Below are 15,846 nucleotides of genomic sequence, written 5' to 3'. Positions count from 1 at the left end.
TTTCGGTGGGAAGGGCCAAAAGTCATGCAGGCGGGTGGACCCCATCGCCGGCAGGCGAACGGCGCCTGGAGCCTGCCGTGCGCGTCGGGTCAGCACCATGGAGGGCGCGCAGGCCGTTCAGGATGGTGGCCAGGTCCACCAACTCCTGCAACAGGGCACCGGCCACGGCGGGAATGTATCCCGTCATGGCGATGGCCATCAGCACGAGGCTGAGCCCGATGCCCGTCCAGATGCTCACCAGGGCCACAGCCACCGTCCGTTTGCCGATGGCGACAGCCTGGGCCACCTTGGACAGGTCATCGAGCATGATCACCACGTCCGCGGATTCACTGGCCGCCGTGGCGCCCTTGGCGCCCATGGCTATGCCTACCTCGGCGGCGGCCAGGACGGGGGCATCGTTGACGCCATCTCCGACCATGATGACCGGGCGTTCCCGGATGGCGGCCACCGTGTTGACTTTGTCCTCCGGAAGGCATTCGGCCTGCACGCGGCCGATTCCCGCTTCCTCGGCAATGTGCGCAGCGGTAGCCTGGGCGTCCCCGGTCAACAGCATGGTGTTCCGAACTCCCAGGGAGTTCAGCTGTGCCAGGGTATACAGGGCGTTGCGGCGCAACGGATCCTTCATGATCAGCGCACCGGCGTACTCGCCGTCCACGGCCACGTGAATGGCCAGCTGGCCGCTGTGGATCGGTGTTTCACGGAATCCGGTTGACACACTGCTGACCAGGCCTGCTTTGCCCACCACCACGCGCCGGCCACCGCAGACAGCTTCCACCCCGTGGGTGGCGGTCTCGGCCGCCTGTTGTACCGGCAGGAGCACCAGGTTGGCGGACCGTGCCGCCTCGATCACCGAGCCTGCCAGGACATGCGAGGAGTACTGCTCAGCCGAGGCAGCCAGCTGCAGGATCCTTTGGCTGCCCAGGGCCCCACCCTTGCCCGCCGCCACCCGTACCTCGTCAAGGACGGGACGCCCGGAGGTGAGGGTTCCGGTCTTGTCGAAAACCGCTGTCTGCGCCTTCGCGAGTTGCTCGAGCGTCCGGGTGTTCTTGATAATGATGCCCTTGTGCGCGGCCTGGCTGGTACCGGCCAGGAAGGCCACCGGCGCCGCGATCAGGAGCGGGCAGGGCGTGGCCACCACCAGGACCTGTGCGAATCGGAGAGCCTCACCTGACAGGAGCCAGGCCGTGGCGGCCATGGCCAGGGCCAGGAGGGTGAAGGGAACGGCGTACCGGTCGGCGAGCCTGACCACCGGGGCCCGGCTGTTCGAGGCCTCTTCGACCAAGGCGATGATGCGGCTGTACTGGGAGTCGGCCGCGGTGGCCGATGCCCGCATGCGGATGGCTGCCACACCGTTCACCGAGCCGCTGAGCAGCACCTGCCCCCGGGCGTGCTCCACGGGCAGGCTCTCGCCCGTCAGCGACGATTCGTCAAGGCTTGCCGTTTCGGACAGAAGCGTGCCGTCCACCGGCACCAGCTCGGAGGGGCGGACCATCAGCACGTCCCCTGGCACCACCTCGCCGATCGGGGTATCTGCGAGCACGGCACCGGCTCCCTCGCGATGCGCGAAGCGGGGTGCCCGGTCCAGCAGGGACCGCAGTTCCCGGGCGGCACGTCCCTGGGCAAAGTTCTCAAGCGCCTCCCCGCCGGTAAGCATGAGGATGACCACCAGGGCAGCCACGTATTCGCCCACCGCCACGGTGCTGGCGATGGCCATCAACGCCAGGAGGTCGATCCCCCAGCGCCCCTCCCGCAGGGCACGGACCATCCCGCCGGAACGCAACACCACGATCACGGCAGCGTAGGCGGAAGCGATGATGCGGACCTGCATTTCCAAGCCGGATTGCAGCAGCACCAGCGTGGCCACCAGCACCAGGCATGTCAGCGCGACGACGGGGTACCGCTTGGTGAAGCGCCACGCCTTCTCCACGCGGGACGTGGCAGGCCCCTCGGCGTCAACGCCCTCGAGGCGCCCGCCGGATGCCACCGGCGGGGCGGCCTGCTTCCTCATTCAGGACACTTCGGTGCTTTGTGCCCGTGGTGATCACGCATAGAGCCGAAACTACCGGGCCGACACCGCCAGGGCTAGGGCATTTGTACCCCGGGCCATGGCTTGCACAGCGTTTAGAGTCCTATGGCCCTGTCACGCCGCCAGGTTCGCGGCAAGGCTGTTGGCATGAACGGAACTGGGCAGGAGCCACGAAAGATCCACGTCACCGAGCAAGCTGTCGCCGTGGTCCGCGAACGCGTCCCAATGGACGCCCTGACAGGCTTTTTTGGCCGTGCCTTCGGTGCCGTGATGGCGGCGGTCCAGATGCAGGGCGCCAGCCCGGCAGGCCCGCCGTTCGCGCTTTACCACGGCATGCCTGGTGAATCCGTCGACGTCGAAGCGGGTTTTCCCATCGCAGGAAACTTTCACGGAACAGGCGAGGTGGCCAACGGGACGCTTCCGGACACTGATGCCTTCGAGGCCATTCACAGCGGCCCGTATGACACCCTGGGCGCCACCTACGACGCCATCCGGCAGCGTATGGAGGAAGACGGCGCCACTCCTGCCGGGATGATGTGGGAGTACTACCTGAGCGATCCGGAGAAGCAGCCGGATCCGGCCACGTGGCAGACCAAGGTGGTCTGGCCCGTTGCCTAACCGCCCGTGCCTAGCCCGGGCGGGTGCCGGCCATCAACCCCGGGCGCGGCTGAAGGTCAGGTCCCAGGGCTGCGTGCCGTGACCGGTTTCGGACCATCCGTCGCGGGCGATATCCCGGCGCAGTTGGCTGAGGCTGGCCTGCAGGCCCGGAGCCCACTCTTCTTCGGGAGGCGTCCGGTTCAGCGGCGGCCCGGGGAACGTGTCGCTGACGTACAGCCGGCGGCCGTCACCGGACTTGCCCACGAACCGGAACTGCGTGCTCCCATACTGTGAGCCGAGCGTGTAGAGGATGCGGGCCCACCACGTGCGGGATGCCGCGTCCTCCAACTCGACCCGGAGCTCTTCGGTATGTACGGGGTCCTCACCCATGCTGTCCTCCTCCATGCCGTCCATCGGTATTTTTGTGTTGTCAGGCCTGCAGTCTTCCAAGGACCGCCGCCGCGGAACAGGGCATTTGGTACCTGGATGCGGCAACCCACGGAATGTCAGGCGGCCGGGCCGAATGGCACTGTCCCTGCCGGCGTCCCGAGGGCAGAGTCCGGGTATGAACAGGCCCCTGACATGACAGGTCCGCAGCCAGGCTCACGGCAAGTTGCCGCAGCACGTGGCGCCATGGCGGACCCCGGCAACCGGCACGGCTGGCAGCGCCTCTACGTTTTGGCGGGCGCGTCGTCGATCTTGTTCGTGCTCCTGCTTATTATTGCCCTGGTGCTCGATTTCCTGGCTCCTCCGCCGGTCCACGGCGGAGCCGCCACCCTTGAGTTCATCGCAGCCAACAAGGCCAACTACGTGGCCGAGCAGATTCTGTGGATCCTGCCAAATATCCTGCCGGTGCTTGTTTTTGCTGCCCTCTTCGCAGCCCTGTCGGTCTTCGACAAGAGCCTGGCCCTGGTGGCCCTGATATTCGGCGCCCTGCCGTGGGCACTGTTGCTGGCGGTACCGGTCACCAGCCGGGGCTCCCTGAACCTGGTCTACCTCAGCGACCGTTTCGTGGCCGCCGGATCGGACGAAGAACGCAGGGCCTATTCGATTGCCGCAGAGGCGATCATCGCCGAGAACAACACCCCCGCCATCGCCGGTGTCCTGTCCGCCTTCGGAATCTTCTTGATGGGATTGGCCATGCTCAAGGGAACAGCCGTATTTCCGCGGTACCTGCCCTGGCTTGGCATTGCCACGGGCGGACTGGGGGTGGCCAGCGAAATTCTCCGCCACGCCGCGCCGGGATTCTACTGGGGTTACGGGGTCTTGCTGTGGGCCTGGTTCATCGCCGCGGGGATCGCACTGATCCGGTTGCCGCACCGTGCTGCCAGGCAACCGGAACCGGTGATCAAGGACCTTGGGCCCTAAACTCCGGCGAGGTCCTCTGGGATGGTGGTCTGGGCCGGAAGCACCACGCTGGGGTTGTGCATCCGCGGCGGATGGGCCGGATACCGGCCATCGCAGCCCGACCGAGGCAGGATTCCTGAGGAGCACAAGGCCTATGGCAGGTACGTTCGAACTGTTTGCAGATGAAGATTCCCGGATCCGGTTCCGGCTTGTGATGCCGGATGGGCACGTCCTGGCCGTCTCCGGACCATTCACCGACAAGCATGCGGCGGCCGCGGCCATCGAAGAGGTCAGGGAATGTGCAGGGACGGGACTGATCCGCGATGTGGTTCCGCCACCGGCCGGAATGGTTCTTGCTTCCGTACCGCACCCCCGGCACGCAATCCGGCGCGGAATTGGCCGGCTCGGTTCCGTCGGCGTCGCGTAGGACCTGCCGTCCGTCACCCCGGGCGCTAGAAGCTTGATGAACTGCCCGACCCGGAGAAACTCCCGCCGCTGCTGCCGTACCCGGTGGTGCTGCCGCCGCCTCTTGCCGAGTTGACGCTGCCGACCCCGGTGGTGAAACCGGAGTTGAAGGTGGCGACGGAAAAGAATTGGTAAGTGGGATAGCACGTGCCCAGGATGCTCGGTTCGTACTTACGCTCGCCGCGGCGGGTGAGGCCTTCATGGGCCGCGTCCATCTGCTCCCCCATCAAACGCGCCTCGTGATCGTTCCGGGCAAACCCCTGGATGACCGTTTCGGCGTGCTTCTCCAACAGCTCCGAGAGCCGGGAACGCGCCGCGTAGAGCCGGTCCAGGGCCTCTTCCGGCGTGATCGCCTTGTCCGCAAGATCGGCGGTCCAGCGTTCGATCTCACGCAGGCTTTCGTCCCGGAAGGACCGCAGGGCCGCCGCGCTGGCGGAATCGCCCTGCCCGTGGCGCTTGGCCAGGAGCTGCTCCAGCCCGGCCAGGTCCGTGCGGAACGGTGCAAGCTGCCGGTCCCAGGCCGTGGGCCAGGTGGCGGCACGGTTCAGCAGGGCGTTGCTGTCCGCAATGACGTCATCCAAGGCATCCAGCCGGGCCGCATTGTCGGCGAACTCGCGGGCAAGGTTGAGACTCTTCCGCCGGCTCAGCGCCCGCCGCGGGAGCGCATGCACCTGGTTGGACAACTCTGTGGTGGCTGCATAGCGGCTCAGGAAGCTGCGGTGCTTCTCCAGGACCTGGCTGCCATAGCGCGACGAGTCGGGAATGGTGCCCGCGTTCAGTTCCGTGACCTCCAGGTCCATGCTGACGTTGGAGTAGCTGCGGTCCCCCCGTTCAATCTGTTTGCGGCACCTGGCCCGGGTCACGCCGCGGACTGTCAGCCACGCGGCTGCGCCCAACGCCGCCAGCCCGCCCGTTACCCATGCTGTGATCAGGAACCCGGCGGACCGGTACCAGGGCTGGTTGATGAGCTCGGCGGCACGGCGGATGCCGGCCACGGTTCCGTCGGTCCATTGAGCGTCCCGGAACAGGTCCTTCGACGCGTCCTGGATGTCGCTGCGCTGCTCCAACGACACTTTCCGGTCCTCCCCCATGTACGTGCCCACGTGGCGGCCCACCGGATCGAGCGCGAAAATGAATAACCCGTCCGCCCATTTCTGCCCGTCAGGACTGATCCATTCAGGGTGCCTGGACCGGGCGAACGAAAGGACCGTTTCGTTGAGGTTGTCCGCAGCGGTTCCGTTGTAGGTGAAAACTGCCACGCGGGTGGGTTCGTAGAACTGGATGCGTTCGACGGCGGGCACCAGTGTGTTCCGGTCGAGCACCCCGGCGGTGTCCTCCACCACGACGGCCACGGGCGCAACGGCGGCGCTCGCGGCCGGAAGCCCCATCAGGGCGGCACCCAGCGCGAACATGATCACACCAATCCGGTTGGCCAGAGTGCCCATATCCCTCTCCTCACTGCCTGGAATCAGGATGGAACCAAGGCGGAGCCGGCCAAAGGGCCAAAGGTCCCGCCGGCGGAGGCCGGCCGCCCGGAAGGAGCGTCCTCCCGGCCGCCGGCCGGACCGCCGCCTAAGCTGGTCTGGTGACCCCTGTACCCTCTCCCGGCCCGCTGGACGTCGTCGTTCATTCAGGGCCGGCGGACTGGTGGGTCATCCTTGCCGGCCTCGGGCCCTTGGCCGTCCTCATCGCGGCCCTCCTGGCCTTCTACATAAACTGGCGAACGTTGAAGCAGCGAACCGCCGCGGACAAGACATCCCTGGAACAAAAACGTGAAGCGGACGCCAACGCCTTGCAGCAAAAGACCGAGGCGGACAGCCGGGCCGAATGGTGGCGCCGGACCCAGTGGGCCCTGGACAGGGCCTTGGATCCGGATGAAGGAACAAAGGCGCTGGGGCTGGCGACCTTGGAAGTGCTGGCCCGGAGCGACCTCGCGCGCACCGAGGAGCTCGAATTGTTCGATATTGCCTGGAAGAGTGTGTCCGGGGACGAAAATGGGGACGACGTTGAGACCGACACGGACTCCGGGCAGGAGATGGCCGTCGTGGACGGCCACGCCATCTTGGGCGAGAATAGAACGACGGATCAAGACAGTACCAAGGAGGTTGGACCATGAGCGCAGCGTCGCCTGAACACCGTTACGTCCACACCCCACGGAGCACCGCTGCTGCATCCGGCAAGAAGAAAGTAACCCCTGCCGAGCACCGCGTCCAGGTCGCGGCGGCCAGGCTCCGGGTCACTCTCGATGAACGGCTTGGGCGCGAAACACCCGCCAAAACCAAGGCGCTGGCCAAGGAACCGATCTAAATCCCGCTGGACGGTTGGGGCCGGCGACGAGCGCCCGGGTCAGGTGAACGGTGGCTGCAGTAATACTCGCCGTGGACGCGGACGCCCTGCACCGCCGGGACTACCGTGCCGCCGTCGAGCATGTTGCGGAGTCCGGCAGGTTCGTGGACCGCTGGCGCCTCGATTCCCGGCCGGGCACGGGCCCGGGAACGGAAGCCTGGCTGGTGCTGCGCGGCAGCAGCACCCAGGGCAATGGCCTGCTGGGCCACGGGCTGGTGCTGTCCGAGCCGTACCAGGTCCCCGCAGCCGGCGATGTCGCTGACACCGGCTGGTTCATCACCGTGGTTTTCGACTCCCTGCTGCCCGTTGGCGAACAGACGGGCCCCGGCGTCTTTGAGTCAGCCATTCCGGGCGGACTCCCCGACGGCGCGGCCGGAGGGTCCCTGATGGCGGTGCCGCCGTCGTCCGAGCCCGTTCTTCGCAGGCTGTGGCGTGACCACGGTCCGGCGACGACGGATCCGGACGAGCTGCCCGGCGGGACCTTTCCGCCGGATGCCGTGCGCCAGGTCCAGGTGAACCGTTACGAGCGGGACCCGGACGCGCGACGGAGCTGCGTGGCCTTCCATGGCACCTCCTGCGCGGCGTGCGGCTTTTCTTTTGAGGCAACCTACGGCGGGGCCGGCACCGCAATGATCGCCGTGCACCATCTGGTTCCGCCGGAGCTGCTCGGCAACGGATATCAGCTTGACCCCGTTGCCGATCTCGTTCCGCTGTGCCGGAACTGCCACGCCATGGCGCACAGTGAGAACCCGCCGCTGACTGTTGCTGAACTGCGCACCATGGTCTCCGCCTCCGGCCACATGTTGGGCCACGTGGTCAGTACTTCCGAGCTCCAAGCGCAGGCGGATGCGCGGCGGATCCTCGAGGGCGGCCCGGCGTAGGGTTCGCAGGACTATGTTGGGACCATGGCGGTGCCTGGCCGGAGTTTCAGGGGCGTGAGCGGTATTGGCCGGTTCAGCACATGGGTGAACGGACGGGCGGGCGCTGCCCTGCTGATTTGGGGGATCCGCAGTGGCCGGATGGTTCGTGTACCGCCGGGACGGCAGCGGTTCGTCAATTACCGTTTCCGCTTCACGCGCCGGGAGTCAGCCCGCGACATCTACGGGCTGATGCAGAATGTTCCCCAGGCAATCAGGCCCGCATCGGGGTGTACCGGGGTGGCCACAGCCCCTGCGAAACGTCACCGCACGAGTTCAGCCGCGATCTGCTGGCACTTTATGCCAAGTCGGAAGAGGGGTAATTCCACGGTTTTCGGCGGAGGATGCCATGAAGGCCTTGACCAACGCAAAACGTTTTGCATATAGTGATGCAGGCAACATACAAAACGTTTTGCAAAGGAATGAAGTCAATGGTGACCAAGGTAAACATCCGGGACGTGGCAAAAGCCGCCGGCGTCTCCGTGACCACCGTGTCCCATGCCCTGAGCGAAACACACAGCTCACGGGTCAACGCCCGCACTGTGGAGCACATCAAAGCGGTCGCCGGTGACCTCGGCTACGCCCCCAACCGGCTGGCCAGCGGACTGCGCAACCAGCGCTCCCAGATCCTCGGCCTGGTCAGCGATGAGATCACCACCACGCCCTTTGCCGGTGCCATGATCCAGGGTGCCCAGGATGCCGCCTCCGAGCACGGGCACCTGCTGATGGTGGTCAACTCCGGCCTGGACAATGAACTCGAACGCCAGGAAATCCGGGCCCTGCGGCAGCATCAGGTGGATGGGGTCATCTACGCCAGGATGTTCCACCAGTTGGTACCCGTACCCGGGGAGCTCAACGGCTTGCCTACCGTCGTGTTGGATGCTGCTACGGACGATCCCCGGTTGTCCTCCGTGGTGCCGGACGAATTCGGCGCCGGCCAGTCTGCCGCTCAACTCCTGGTGGCGGCAGGCCACCGCAGGGTCGCCATGATCAACAACGAGGACGACATTCCGGCGGCCCACGGGCGGCTTGCAGGCTTCCGCGCAGGCCTGGTCCGTTCAGGACTGGAATTGCCGGAAGAAAGCCTCGTAGCCGCATATCCGAGCGCAGCCGGAGGGCGGGAGGCCGCACTGCAGCTGTTATCCCGCAAGGAACGGCCCACCGCGCTGTTCTGCTTCAGTGACCAGATGGCCATGGGCGCCTACCAGGCGGCCGGCCACCTGGGCCTCAAAGTACCGCAGGAGCTCTCAATCGTCGGGGTGGACAACCTCGAACTCATCGCGGATGCCCTCTGGCCGGGGCTGTCCACCGTGGCACTCCCGCACTACGAAATGGGCCGGTGGGCCGTCCTCAAACTTCTCAGTGAACTCGAGGACCCGGACGCCGCCCGCATCCAGCAGAAGATCACCTGCCCACTCGTTGAGCGGGAATCTGTGGCTCCCCCACAGGCGTAAGCCAACCGGAGACTGAGCCAGGTCCGTGACTACGGATCTGGTCCCTCAGTAAACCCACTAAAAAGGGGAACGCAGCCGTTGCAGCGGCCGCGTTCCCGGCAGGACCCCACCAATCCCTCCACTGTGTCCCAGCAGAAAGACTGACCCATGAACAAGACGCTCACCAAGGTCCTCGCGACCAGCATAGCCGCCGCCGCACTCACTGCCACCCTCGCCGGCTGCGGCAAGGGCAGTTCTTCGTCCACAACCGAAGGCCCCAAAGAGATCACCATGTGGACCCACGCCGCCGGAAACCCGGCGGAACTGGCGGCGACGCAGTCGATCGTGGACTCCTATAACAAAAGCAGCGGGGCGAAGGCACATATCAAGGTGCAGGCTTTCCCGCAGGAGTCCTACAACGATTCCGTTGTTGGAGCCGCATCGGCCGGAAACCTTCCTTGCATTGTGGACATCGACGGTCCCAACGTCCCCAACTGGGCCTGGGCCGGCTACCTGAAGCCGCTCCAACTGACCGCGGACCTTTCCAAGAACCTCCCCAGCACCGTTGCCAAATGGCAGGGCGAGACCTACGCGGTTGGGTACGGCGACGTCGCTTTGTCCATGTTTGCCCGCAAATCCGATCTCGCTGCGGCGGGCGTCCGCGTCGCCACCATTGAAAAGCCGTGGACGAAGGACGAGTTCCAGGACGCACTGACCAAACTCAAGGCGCTGGGTAAATGGGATTACCCCTTGGACATGGGTACTGCCGGAACGGGCGAGTGGCTGCCCTATGCGTACTCGCCGTTCCTGCAGTCCTTCGGCGGAGACTTGATCAACCGCAAGGATTATCAGTCGGCGGATGGAGCCCTGAATGGTGACAAGGCTGTCGAATGGGCCAAGTGGTTCCGCGGGCTGGCGGATCAGGGCTTCATGGCAACGAAGAGCGGGAAAGATTCCACGCAGGACTTCCTGAACAACAAGAGCGGCATCCTTTACACCGGTTCCTGGGCAGGGGACAAGACCCGGGAGGCCCTGGGAGATGATCTGGCGGTCATGCCCAGCGTGGACCTGGGCAACGGTCCCAAGATCGGCGGCGCTTCCTGGCAGTGGGGCGTCACCAGCGGCTGCAGCAATACCGATGCCGCGATGGACTACCTGTCCTATTCCCTCAAGCCGGAAAACGTGGCTTCCGTCATCAAGGCAACGGGAGGCATCCCTGCCACAAATGAAGCTGCTGCTCTGATTCCCGCGTTCGCCGAAGGTGGCCCCAACCGGGTCTTCATGGAATTCTCCCGCAACTACGCCGTAATGCGGCCGGAGACCCCCGCGTACCCCTTCATCGCCACCGAATTCGGCAAGGCAACCCAGGACATCCTTGCAGGAGCGGACGCGCAGGGTGCGCTGGACAAGGCAGCCAAAGCGATTGACGCCAACATCAAGTCCAACGGCGGCTACCAGAAATAGCCAGAGATCCGGGGGGTCGACGACGCCGGCACGTGCCGCCGTCGTCGAACCCCCGGTCCTGTCAAGGAGACTCCCATGACCCTCAGCCCGCTTCCCACCCGTCCGCCCGCGGCCTATCCGGCTGCAGCAAAGCAAAGCAACGCTGCCACCCGGAACCGCCCCCGCCCCGGTTTCCTCCGCGAACAGCTCAGCGGCTGGGGCATGATCGCCCCGGCAGCAATACTGCTGCTGTTGTTCGTGTTCCTGCCGGCGATCCTGGGCTTCGGCTTGGCCTTCACCAACGCCCGCCTGATCTCCCCCCGGCCTGTGGAGTTTGTAGGGACAGACAACTTTGTCCGGCTCTTCACCGACCCCACGTTCTGGCGTGCCCTGCTGAACGTGACCTACTTCGCGGTGGTCGTGGTGCCGGTGCAGTCCGCCCTTGCCCTGGCAATGGCACTGCTGATCAACAAGAAATTCCGCGGCGTGAACTTCTTCCGAACCATCTACTTCCTGCCTGTGGTCACTTCAATGGTGGTGGTGTCACTGCTCTGGATGTTCATGTACCGCCGTGAAGGCCTGATCAACGATCTGCTCGCCACGTTCAGCTTCGGGCTCATCCAGGGTGCCGACTGGCTCAACGACCCCGCTACCGCCATGCCCGCCATCATCGCCCTGTCCATCTGGCAGGCAGCGGGGTTCCACATGATCATATGGCTGGCCGGACTTCAGAGCATTTCCGGTGAACTGTACGAAGCAGCGCAGCTGGACGGTGCCAGCCGCTGGCACCAGTTCCGCTATGTGACCTGGCCGGGCCTGAAGCACACCCGCAGCCTGGTCCTGGTCACCATCACCATCCAGGCGCTGGGACTCTTTGACCAGGTCAGCGTTATGACCCAGGGCGGCCCGCTGGACTCCACCACCACCATCATCTACGAGGCAGTCCGGTCCGGATTCAAGCAGCAGGAAACCTCCTACGCCTCGGCCATCTCGCTCGTATTCTTCGTCCTGGTGCTGCTGATTTCCGCAGTGCAGCGCTACCTGACCCGAGAGAAGGACTGACATGTTGCCGACCCTCACTCCCGCGAAGCTGGGGAGCTTCGGAACCATGGCTGTGCGCATCCTGTTCGCCGCCGTTGCAGTCTTCCCCATCGTGTTCATGCTGGTGTCCTCCCTCAAGCCGGACCAGCAGATTTTCGGTGACATGTCCTCGGTGGCGGCCTTCCTGCCAATCGGGAACATTTCACTGGACAACTACGCCGCAGTCTTCGACCGTGTCCCCGCCGCCCGGTTCCTGATCAACTCCATCGGGGTTTCCGCCGTGACGGTGGTGCTGGGCATCTTCATCAACAGCCTGTGCGCATTCGCGCTCTCCCGCATGGAGGTCCGTGGCAAACGGATCGTCTTCACCGCGATCCTGGCCACCCTGATTGTTCCGTTCCAGACCCTGGCCCTGCCCCTGGTGTGGTGGGTCAACCAGCTTCCCTACTTCGAGCTGAACGGCTTCAGCCTCGAGATCTCCAAGGGCTGGCTGGACACCTACCAGGTCCAGATCATCCCCTTCATCGCCAACGCCTTCTCCATCTACCTGTTCCACCAGTACTTCGAGTCCATTCCCAAGGAGCTGGACGAGGCGGCCCGCATCGACGGCGCCGGCTGGTTCAAGATCTACCGCCAGGTGGTGATGCCGCTGGCCGGTCCGGCGACGGCCACGGTGGCGATCCTGACCTTCCTGCCGGCCTGGAACTCCTACCTTTGGCCGCTCATGGTGGTCCAGTCAGAGGAGCTCCGTCCGGTGATGATCGGCATCCAGTACTTCTTCCAGCTGAATGTCTCGTGGGGCGAGGTGATGGCCTACGCGTCACTCATCACCGTTCCGGTGGTGGTGCTCTTCATCGCCTTCCAGCGTTCGTTCGTCAACAGCATCGCCTCCAGCGGGGTGAAGGGCTGAGCATGAAGACATTGACGACGGCGGCAGGAACCACACCCGCTGCGATCAGCGATCCTTACCGCCCCGCCTTCCACTACACGTCCGAACGGAACTGGCTCAACGACCCCAACGGGCTGGTCTACCTTAACGGCACCTACCACCTCTTCTACCAGCACAATCCTTTCGGCCCGGACTGGGGCAACATGTCCTGGGGCCACGCCACCTCAGAGGACCTGCTGAACTGGGACGAGCAACCGGTGGCAATTGCGTGCGACGAGCACGAGGCGATCTTTTCCGGGTCGGCCGTGTTCGACGAATTCAACACCAGCGGCTTCGGCACGGCCATCAATCCCCCGCTCGTGGCCATCTACACCAGCGCCTATTCGGATGCCAGCCCGCTGGCCGGCCGCCAGGCGCAGTCCCTCGCCTACAGCCTGGACGAGGGCATGACATGGACCAAGTACCAGGGGAATCCCGTACTGGACCGCGCCTCGGCGGACTTCCGGGACCCCAAAGTCTTCTGGTACGACGGCGGCGCCGGCAGATACTGGGTGATGGTCGCCGTCGAGGCGGTGCACCGCCAGGTTGTCCTCTATAAGTCAGCAGATCTCAGATCCTGGGATTTTCTGAGCACCTTCGGGCCCGCCAACGCCACCGGCGGGGTCTGGGAGTGCCCGGACCTGTTCGAGCTCACGGTGGACGGCGATCCGGAGGACAGCCACTGGGTCCTCATCGTGAACATCAGCCCCGGCGGCATCGCGGGCGGCTCAGCCGGGCAGTACTTCCTCGGAACGTTCGACGGCGTGGCGTTCCGGTCGAAATCGACCGTCACCGAGGGCCTCCAGGCCGATGCGTCGCGCATGCGCGAGTACGGCTGGCTGGACTGGGGCCGCGACTACTACGCCGCCGTTTCCTTCAACAATGTGCCGGACGGCCGCCGGATCATGATCGGCTGGATGAACAACTGGGACTACGCCGGCTCTACTCCCACCGGCGGCTGGCGCAGTTCGATGTCACTGCCTCGGGAAGTCCGGCTCACCCGCGTGGACGGGCAGGTTCTGCTGCGGCAGAAGGCCATTGATCCGTTCGCCGGGCCGGAAGACGGGGGCTTCCGGCTCGGGGCACGGGCCCTGGCCCCGGGCGTCACGGATCTCCCCGTGACGGCAGCTGTGGCCCGGATCGACCTTGAGTTTTCGCCGGGCCCGGCAGCCGGCGTGGGGCTGGTGCTGCGGGCCGGAGAGGCTGAACGGATGCTCATCCGCTACGACACGACGGACGGAATGCTGAGGCTGGACCGGAGGGAGTCGGGGCACGTCGGTTTCCACGAGGCTTTCCCGTCGGTGGAATCCGTAGCCGTGCCGTTGCAGGACGGACGACTCCGCCTGCGCATCTACCTGGACCGGTGTTCTGTGGAGGTCTTCGCCCAGGACGGACTGGCCACCATCACGGACCTGGTGTTTGCCGCCGAGGCGAGCACGGCCATGGCGATCTTCGCTGACGGCGCGGGCGCGCACCTCGTGGCGCTCGACGTCGTTGGATACTGATCCTGCCGGGCCCCGGGCAGTCCTACCGGATGCCGGCGGCACGCAGGGTGCGGGCCAGTTCGCCCGCCGCTGAGTGCAGGGTCTCTACGGTCTTTTCGATGACGTCGTCGGTGGCAAGTTCAACCGGCATGGAGCAGCTGATCGCATCGGTACCTGGGATGCGGTAAGGGACCACCACGCTGACGCAGCACAGCCCTACGGTGTTCTGCTCCCACTCCACGGAGTGCCCGGTCTTCCTGAACTCGGCCAGCTCTGCCTGCAGCGCCGCAAAGTCGGCAACGGTGTTGGGCGTCAGCGGGGCGTAAGGTCCCGTACCTATCCGTTGCCGAACCTCTTCGTCGGTATATTCGGAGAGGATGGCCTTGCCCAGGGCTGTCACCTGGGCCGGCAGCTTGCGGCCCACCCGGGAGGAAAGCCGGCGGCGGTCCACCGCCTGCCGGGTGGCCAGGTAGATGACATCGGAACGGTCCAGGCGGGCGTAGTGGGTGGTGAAGGTCGTCGCGTTGCGGACTTTTTCCAGGACGCCGGGGACGTGTCCCATCACAGGATCCCGGTCCAGGTAGGCGGTGCCGCACAGCAATGCATGCGTGCCGATCCGGTAAGCGCCCTCGGGGGTCTGCTCGATCCAGTTGAGCTCCAGAAGCGTCAACAGGAGCCAGTGCAGGCTGGAGCGGGGATATCCCGTCAATTTGAAGATTTCGGCTGTGGTCAGGGGTTGTGGAGCTGCGGCGACGAGTTCGAGGATCGCGATGGTCCGTTCCGCGGACTTCACGAGCTTTACGTCGCCGCCGGGTGCTTCCCCGCGAGCACTCTCCTGTACCTCGAGTGATGCCATTAGTACTCCCCCGTTCGCCACAATCCCAGCGCACCGCCTGTCATTTGGCGGCCAGGTGCGGGTAGTTGTCTATTCCCAGCTTATGGTCACTCCCGGCCCAGGCACCGCCAAGAAGCGCGGCCCATTCGTCCGCGGTCGCGGTGTCAACCTCGCCGGCAAATGCCTCTGCGTTGTCGCGTGGCTCGAATCCGATCGCGCGCCCGGCTTCAAGGTTCGCCCAGCCACGGGTGTTGGCTGATACCGCCCACACCACGTGGTGACCCGGCGCGCCTGCATCGCTGAGGGCCGCCTGGACCAGGCGGAAGGAATCCGCCGGGGAGAGCCAGGAGCCAAGGGTCCGCAGGTTTCCCGGCCGTTCACCCCCGGTCCCGATCCGTGCGCTCACCACCTTCATGCCGAACTTGTCCGCGTACAGGCTGCCCAGTGCTTCCACGGCGGCTTTGCTGACGCCGTAGTAGGTATCAGGGCGTGGCGGCAGCACAGCATCCGCAGCCGCGGCACCCGTAGGGTGGAATCCCACAGCGTGCGTGGAGCTGGCCAGGAGGACGCGTTCGACGCCGTTGCGGCGGGCCGCTTCGAGCGTCACCTGGGTGCCCGTGATGTTGGTGGACACAAGGTCCTCCCACGCTTTCTCGCGGTGCAGGCCGCCCAGGTGCACAACGCCGGCGACGCCGGCCAGGGCGGCGTTCATGAAGTCAGGGTCCGTTACCGAACCCACGTGCAACGACTCGTTCGCACGGAGTTCCGGAGCTTCCGTCAGGTCCAGCAACCGCACCGTGTAGCCGGCGTCCGCCAGGTAAGGCCGCAGCAGCGTGGCCATCATGCCTGCCCCTCCGGTAACGGCGATGAGGGGGTTCGGTGGTGCGGCCAAGTTTCCTCCAGTGGTTGACAGCCTGTGACCGTAATCATACTCTCGTGAAGTACGTTTCACATAGTAACAGTCATTTATATATGTAAAAAGGG

16 protein-coding genes are annotated in these 15,846 nt (G+C 65.3%); 11 read left to right on the top strand and 5 right to left on the bottom strand.

What is annotated here, in order from left to right; genetic code table 11:
* Positions 1-22 precede the first annotated feature (22 nt).
* Entirely contained in the window at positions 23-2,008 is a 1,986-nt protein-coding gene (locus AB4Y79_RS06095; RefSeq protein ID WP_441859708.1) for a heavy metal translocating P-type ATPase, read from the bottom strand.
* Positions 2,009-2,173: 165 nt separating this feature from the next.
* Between AB4Y79_RS06095 and AB4Y79_RS06090 the strand changes: the two genes are divergently transcribed.
* Entirely contained in the window at positions 2,174-2,644 is a 471-nt protein-coding gene (locus tag AB4Y79_RS06090) for a GyrI-like domain-containing protein (protein WP_441859706.1), read from the top strand.
* Positions 2,645-2,677: 33 nt separating this feature from the next.
* Here AB4Y79_RS06090 and AB4Y79_RS06085 read toward each other — a convergent pair whose 3' ends face one another.
* A complete protein-coding gene (locus tag AB4Y79_RS06085; protein ID WP_441859704.1) occupies positions 2,678-3,013 on the bottom strand; it encodes a hypothetical protein in 336 nt (111 codons plus the stop codon).
* 192 nt (positions 3,014-3,205) lie between these two features.
* Between AB4Y79_RS06085 and AB4Y79_RS06080 the strand changes: the two genes are divergently transcribed.
* Both AB4Y79_RS06080 and AB4Y79_RS06075 read left to right on the top strand, forming a co-directional pair.
* Positions 3,206-3,991, top strand: a complete 786-nt coding sequence (locus AB4Y79_RS06080; RefSeq protein WP_441859702.1) for a DUF4386 family protein — start codon at positions 3,206-3,208, stop codon at positions 3,989-3,991.
* A 133-nt stretch (positions 3,992-4,124) separates the two neighbouring features.
* Positions 4,125-4,397, top strand: coding sequence for a YegP family protein (locus AB4Y79_RS06075; RefSeq protein ID WP_441859700.1), 273 nt, complete (start codon positions 4,125-4,127; stop codon positions 4,395-4,397).
* 25 nt (positions 4,398-4,422) lie between these two features.
* On the opposite strand, the gene AB4Y79_RS06070 is transcribed toward AB4Y79_RS06075, so the two are convergent.
* Positions 4,423-5,880 carry a DUF5129 domain-containing protein gene (locus AB4Y79_RS06070; protein ID WP_441859699.1) on the bottom strand — a complete coding sequence of 486 codons (1,458 nt, stop codon included), beginning with the start codon at positions 5,878-5,880 and terminating at the stop codon, positions 4,423-4,425.
* A 140-nt stretch (positions 5,881-6,020) separates the two neighbouring features.
* On the opposite strand from AB4Y79_RS06070, the gene AB4Y79_RS06065 reads away from it, so the two are divergent.
* From AB4Y79_RS06065 to AB4Y79_RS06030, 8 genes are all read left to right on the top strand, one after another.
* Positions 6,021-6,551, top strand: a complete 531-nt coding sequence (locus AB4Y79_RS06065; protein ID WP_441859697.1) for a hypothetical protein — start codon at positions 6,021-6,023, stop codon at positions 6,549-6,551.
* Positions 6,548-6,742, top strand: a complete 195-nt coding sequence (locus AB4Y79_RS06060; RefSeq protein ID WP_441859695.1) for a hypothetical protein — start codon at positions 6,548-6,550, stop codon at positions 6,740-6,742. Before AB4Y79_RS06065 ends, AB4Y79_RS06060 begins: the two co-directional genes overlap by 4 nt.
* Positions 6,743-6,792: 50 nt before the next feature.
* The gene (locus tag AB4Y79_RS06055) at positions 6,793-7,662 is read left to right on the top strand and encodes an HNH endonuclease (RefSeq protein ID WP_441859693.1); all 870 of its coding nucleotides are present in this window, start codon (positions 6,793-6,795) and stop codon (positions 7,660-7,662) included.
* Between the two features lie 467 nt (positions 7,663-8,129).
* Positions 8,130-9,152 carry a LacI family DNA-binding transcriptional regulator gene (locus tag AB4Y79_RS06050; protein ID WP_441859692.1) on the top strand — a complete coding sequence of 341 codons (1,023 nt, stop codon included), beginning with the start codon at positions 8,130-8,132 and terminating at the stop codon, positions 9,150-9,152.
* 147 nt (positions 9,153-9,299) lie between these two features.
* A complete protein-coding gene (locus tag AB4Y79_RS06045) occupies positions 9,300-10,595 on the top strand; it encodes a sugar ABC transporter substrate-binding protein (RefSeq protein ID WP_441859690.1) in 1,296 nt (431 codons plus the stop codon).
* A gap of 75 nt (positions 10,596-10,670) precedes the next feature.
* The gene (locus AB4Y79_RS06040) at positions 10,671-11,636 is read left to right on the top strand and encodes a carbohydrate ABC transporter permease (RefSeq protein ID WP_441859688.1); all 966 of its coding nucleotides are present in this window, start codon (positions 10,671-10,673) and stop codon (positions 11,634-11,636) included.
* Between the two features lies 1 nt (position 11,637).
* The gene (locus AB4Y79_RS06035; protein ID WP_441859686.1) at positions 11,638-12,525 is read left to right on the top strand and encodes a carbohydrate ABC transporter permease; all 888 of its coding nucleotides are present in this window, start codon (positions 11,638-11,640) and stop codon (positions 12,523-12,525) included.
* Between the two features lie 2 nt (positions 12,526-12,527).
* Entirely contained in the window at positions 12,528-14,048 is a 1,521-nt protein-coding gene (locus tag AB4Y79_RS06030) for a glycoside hydrolase family 32 protein (protein WP_441859684.1), read from the top strand.
* 22 nt (positions 14,049-14,070) lie between these two features.
* Here the strand turns inward: AB4Y79_RS06030 and AB4Y79_RS06025 are convergent, their stop codons facing one another.
* Both AB4Y79_RS06025 and AB4Y79_RS06020 read right to left on the bottom strand, forming a co-directional pair.
* Positions 14,071-14,883, bottom strand: a complete 813-nt coding sequence (locus AB4Y79_RS06025) for an IclR family transcriptional regulator (protein ID WP_441859682.1) — start codon at positions 14,881-14,883, stop codon at positions 14,071-14,073.
* Between the two features lie 40 nt (positions 14,884-14,923).
* Positions 14,924-15,754: an NAD-dependent epimerase/dehydratase family protein gene (locus tag AB4Y79_RS06020; RefSeq protein ID WP_441859680.1), complete on the bottom strand. Its 831-nt coding sequence runs from the start codon at positions 15,752-15,754 to the stop codon at positions 14,924-14,926.
* Positions 15,755-15,846: the final 92 nt, after the last annotated feature.

The sequence above is a fragment of the Pseudarthrobacter sp. YAF2 genome (assembly GCF_052113345.1).
Taxonomy (GTDB): domain Bacteria; phylum Actinomycetota; class Actinomycetes; order Actinomycetales; family Micrococcaceae; genus Arthrobacter.
This window is presented reverse-complemented; position numbering and strand designations above follow the sequence as displayed.

Coding starts and splice junctions, on each gene's coding strand:
- AB4Y79_RS06095 (WP_441859708.1), bottom strand. CDS start 2,008: ATGAGGAAGCAGGCCGCCCCGCCGGTGGCATCCGGCGGGCGCCTCGAG.
- AB4Y79_RS06090 (WP_441859706.1), top strand. CDS start 2,174: ATGAACGGAACTGGGCAGGAGCCACGAAAGATCCACGTCACCGAGCAA.
- AB4Y79_RS06085 (WP_441859704.1), bottom strand. CDS start 3,013: ATGGGTGAGGACCCCGTACATACCGAAGAGCTCCGGGTCGAGTTGGAG.
- AB4Y79_RS06080 (WP_441859702.1), top strand. CDS start 3,206: ATGACAGGTCCGCAGCCAGGCTCACGGCAAGTTGCCGCAGCACGTGGC.
- AB4Y79_RS06075 (WP_441859700.1), top strand. CDS start 4,125: ATGGCAGGTACGTTCGAACTGTTTGCAGATGAAGATTCCCGGATCCGG.
- AB4Y79_RS06070 (WP_441859699.1), bottom strand. CDS start 5,880: ATGGGCACTCTGGCCAACCGGATTGGTGTGATCATGTTCGCGCTGGGT.
- AB4Y79_RS06060 (WP_441859695.1), top strand. CDS start 6,548: ATGAGCGCAGCGTCGCCTGAACACCGTTACGTCCACACCCCACGGAGC.
- AB4Y79_RS06050 (WP_441859692.1), top strand. CDS start 8,130: ATGGTGACCAAGGTAAACATCCGGGACGTGGCAAAAGCCGCCGGCGTC.
- AB4Y79_RS06045 (WP_441859690.1), top strand. CDS start 9,300: ATGAACAAGACGCTCACCAAGGTCCTCGCGACCAGCATAGCCGCCGCC.
- AB4Y79_RS06040 (WP_441859688.1), top strand. CDS start 10,671: ATGACCCTCAGCCCGCTTCCCACCCGTCCGCCCGCGGCCTATCCGGCT.
- AB4Y79_RS06035 (WP_441859686.1), top strand. CDS start 11,638: ATGTTGCCGACCCTCACTCCCGCGAAGCTGGGGAGCTTCGGAACCATG.
- AB4Y79_RS06030 (WP_441859684.1), top strand. CDS start 12,528: ATGAAGACATTGACGACGGCGGCAGGAACCACACCCGCTGCGATCAGC.
- AB4Y79_RS06025 (WP_441859682.1), bottom strand. CDS start 14,883: ATGGCATCACTCGAGGTACAGGAGAGTGCTCGCGGGGAAGCACCCGGC.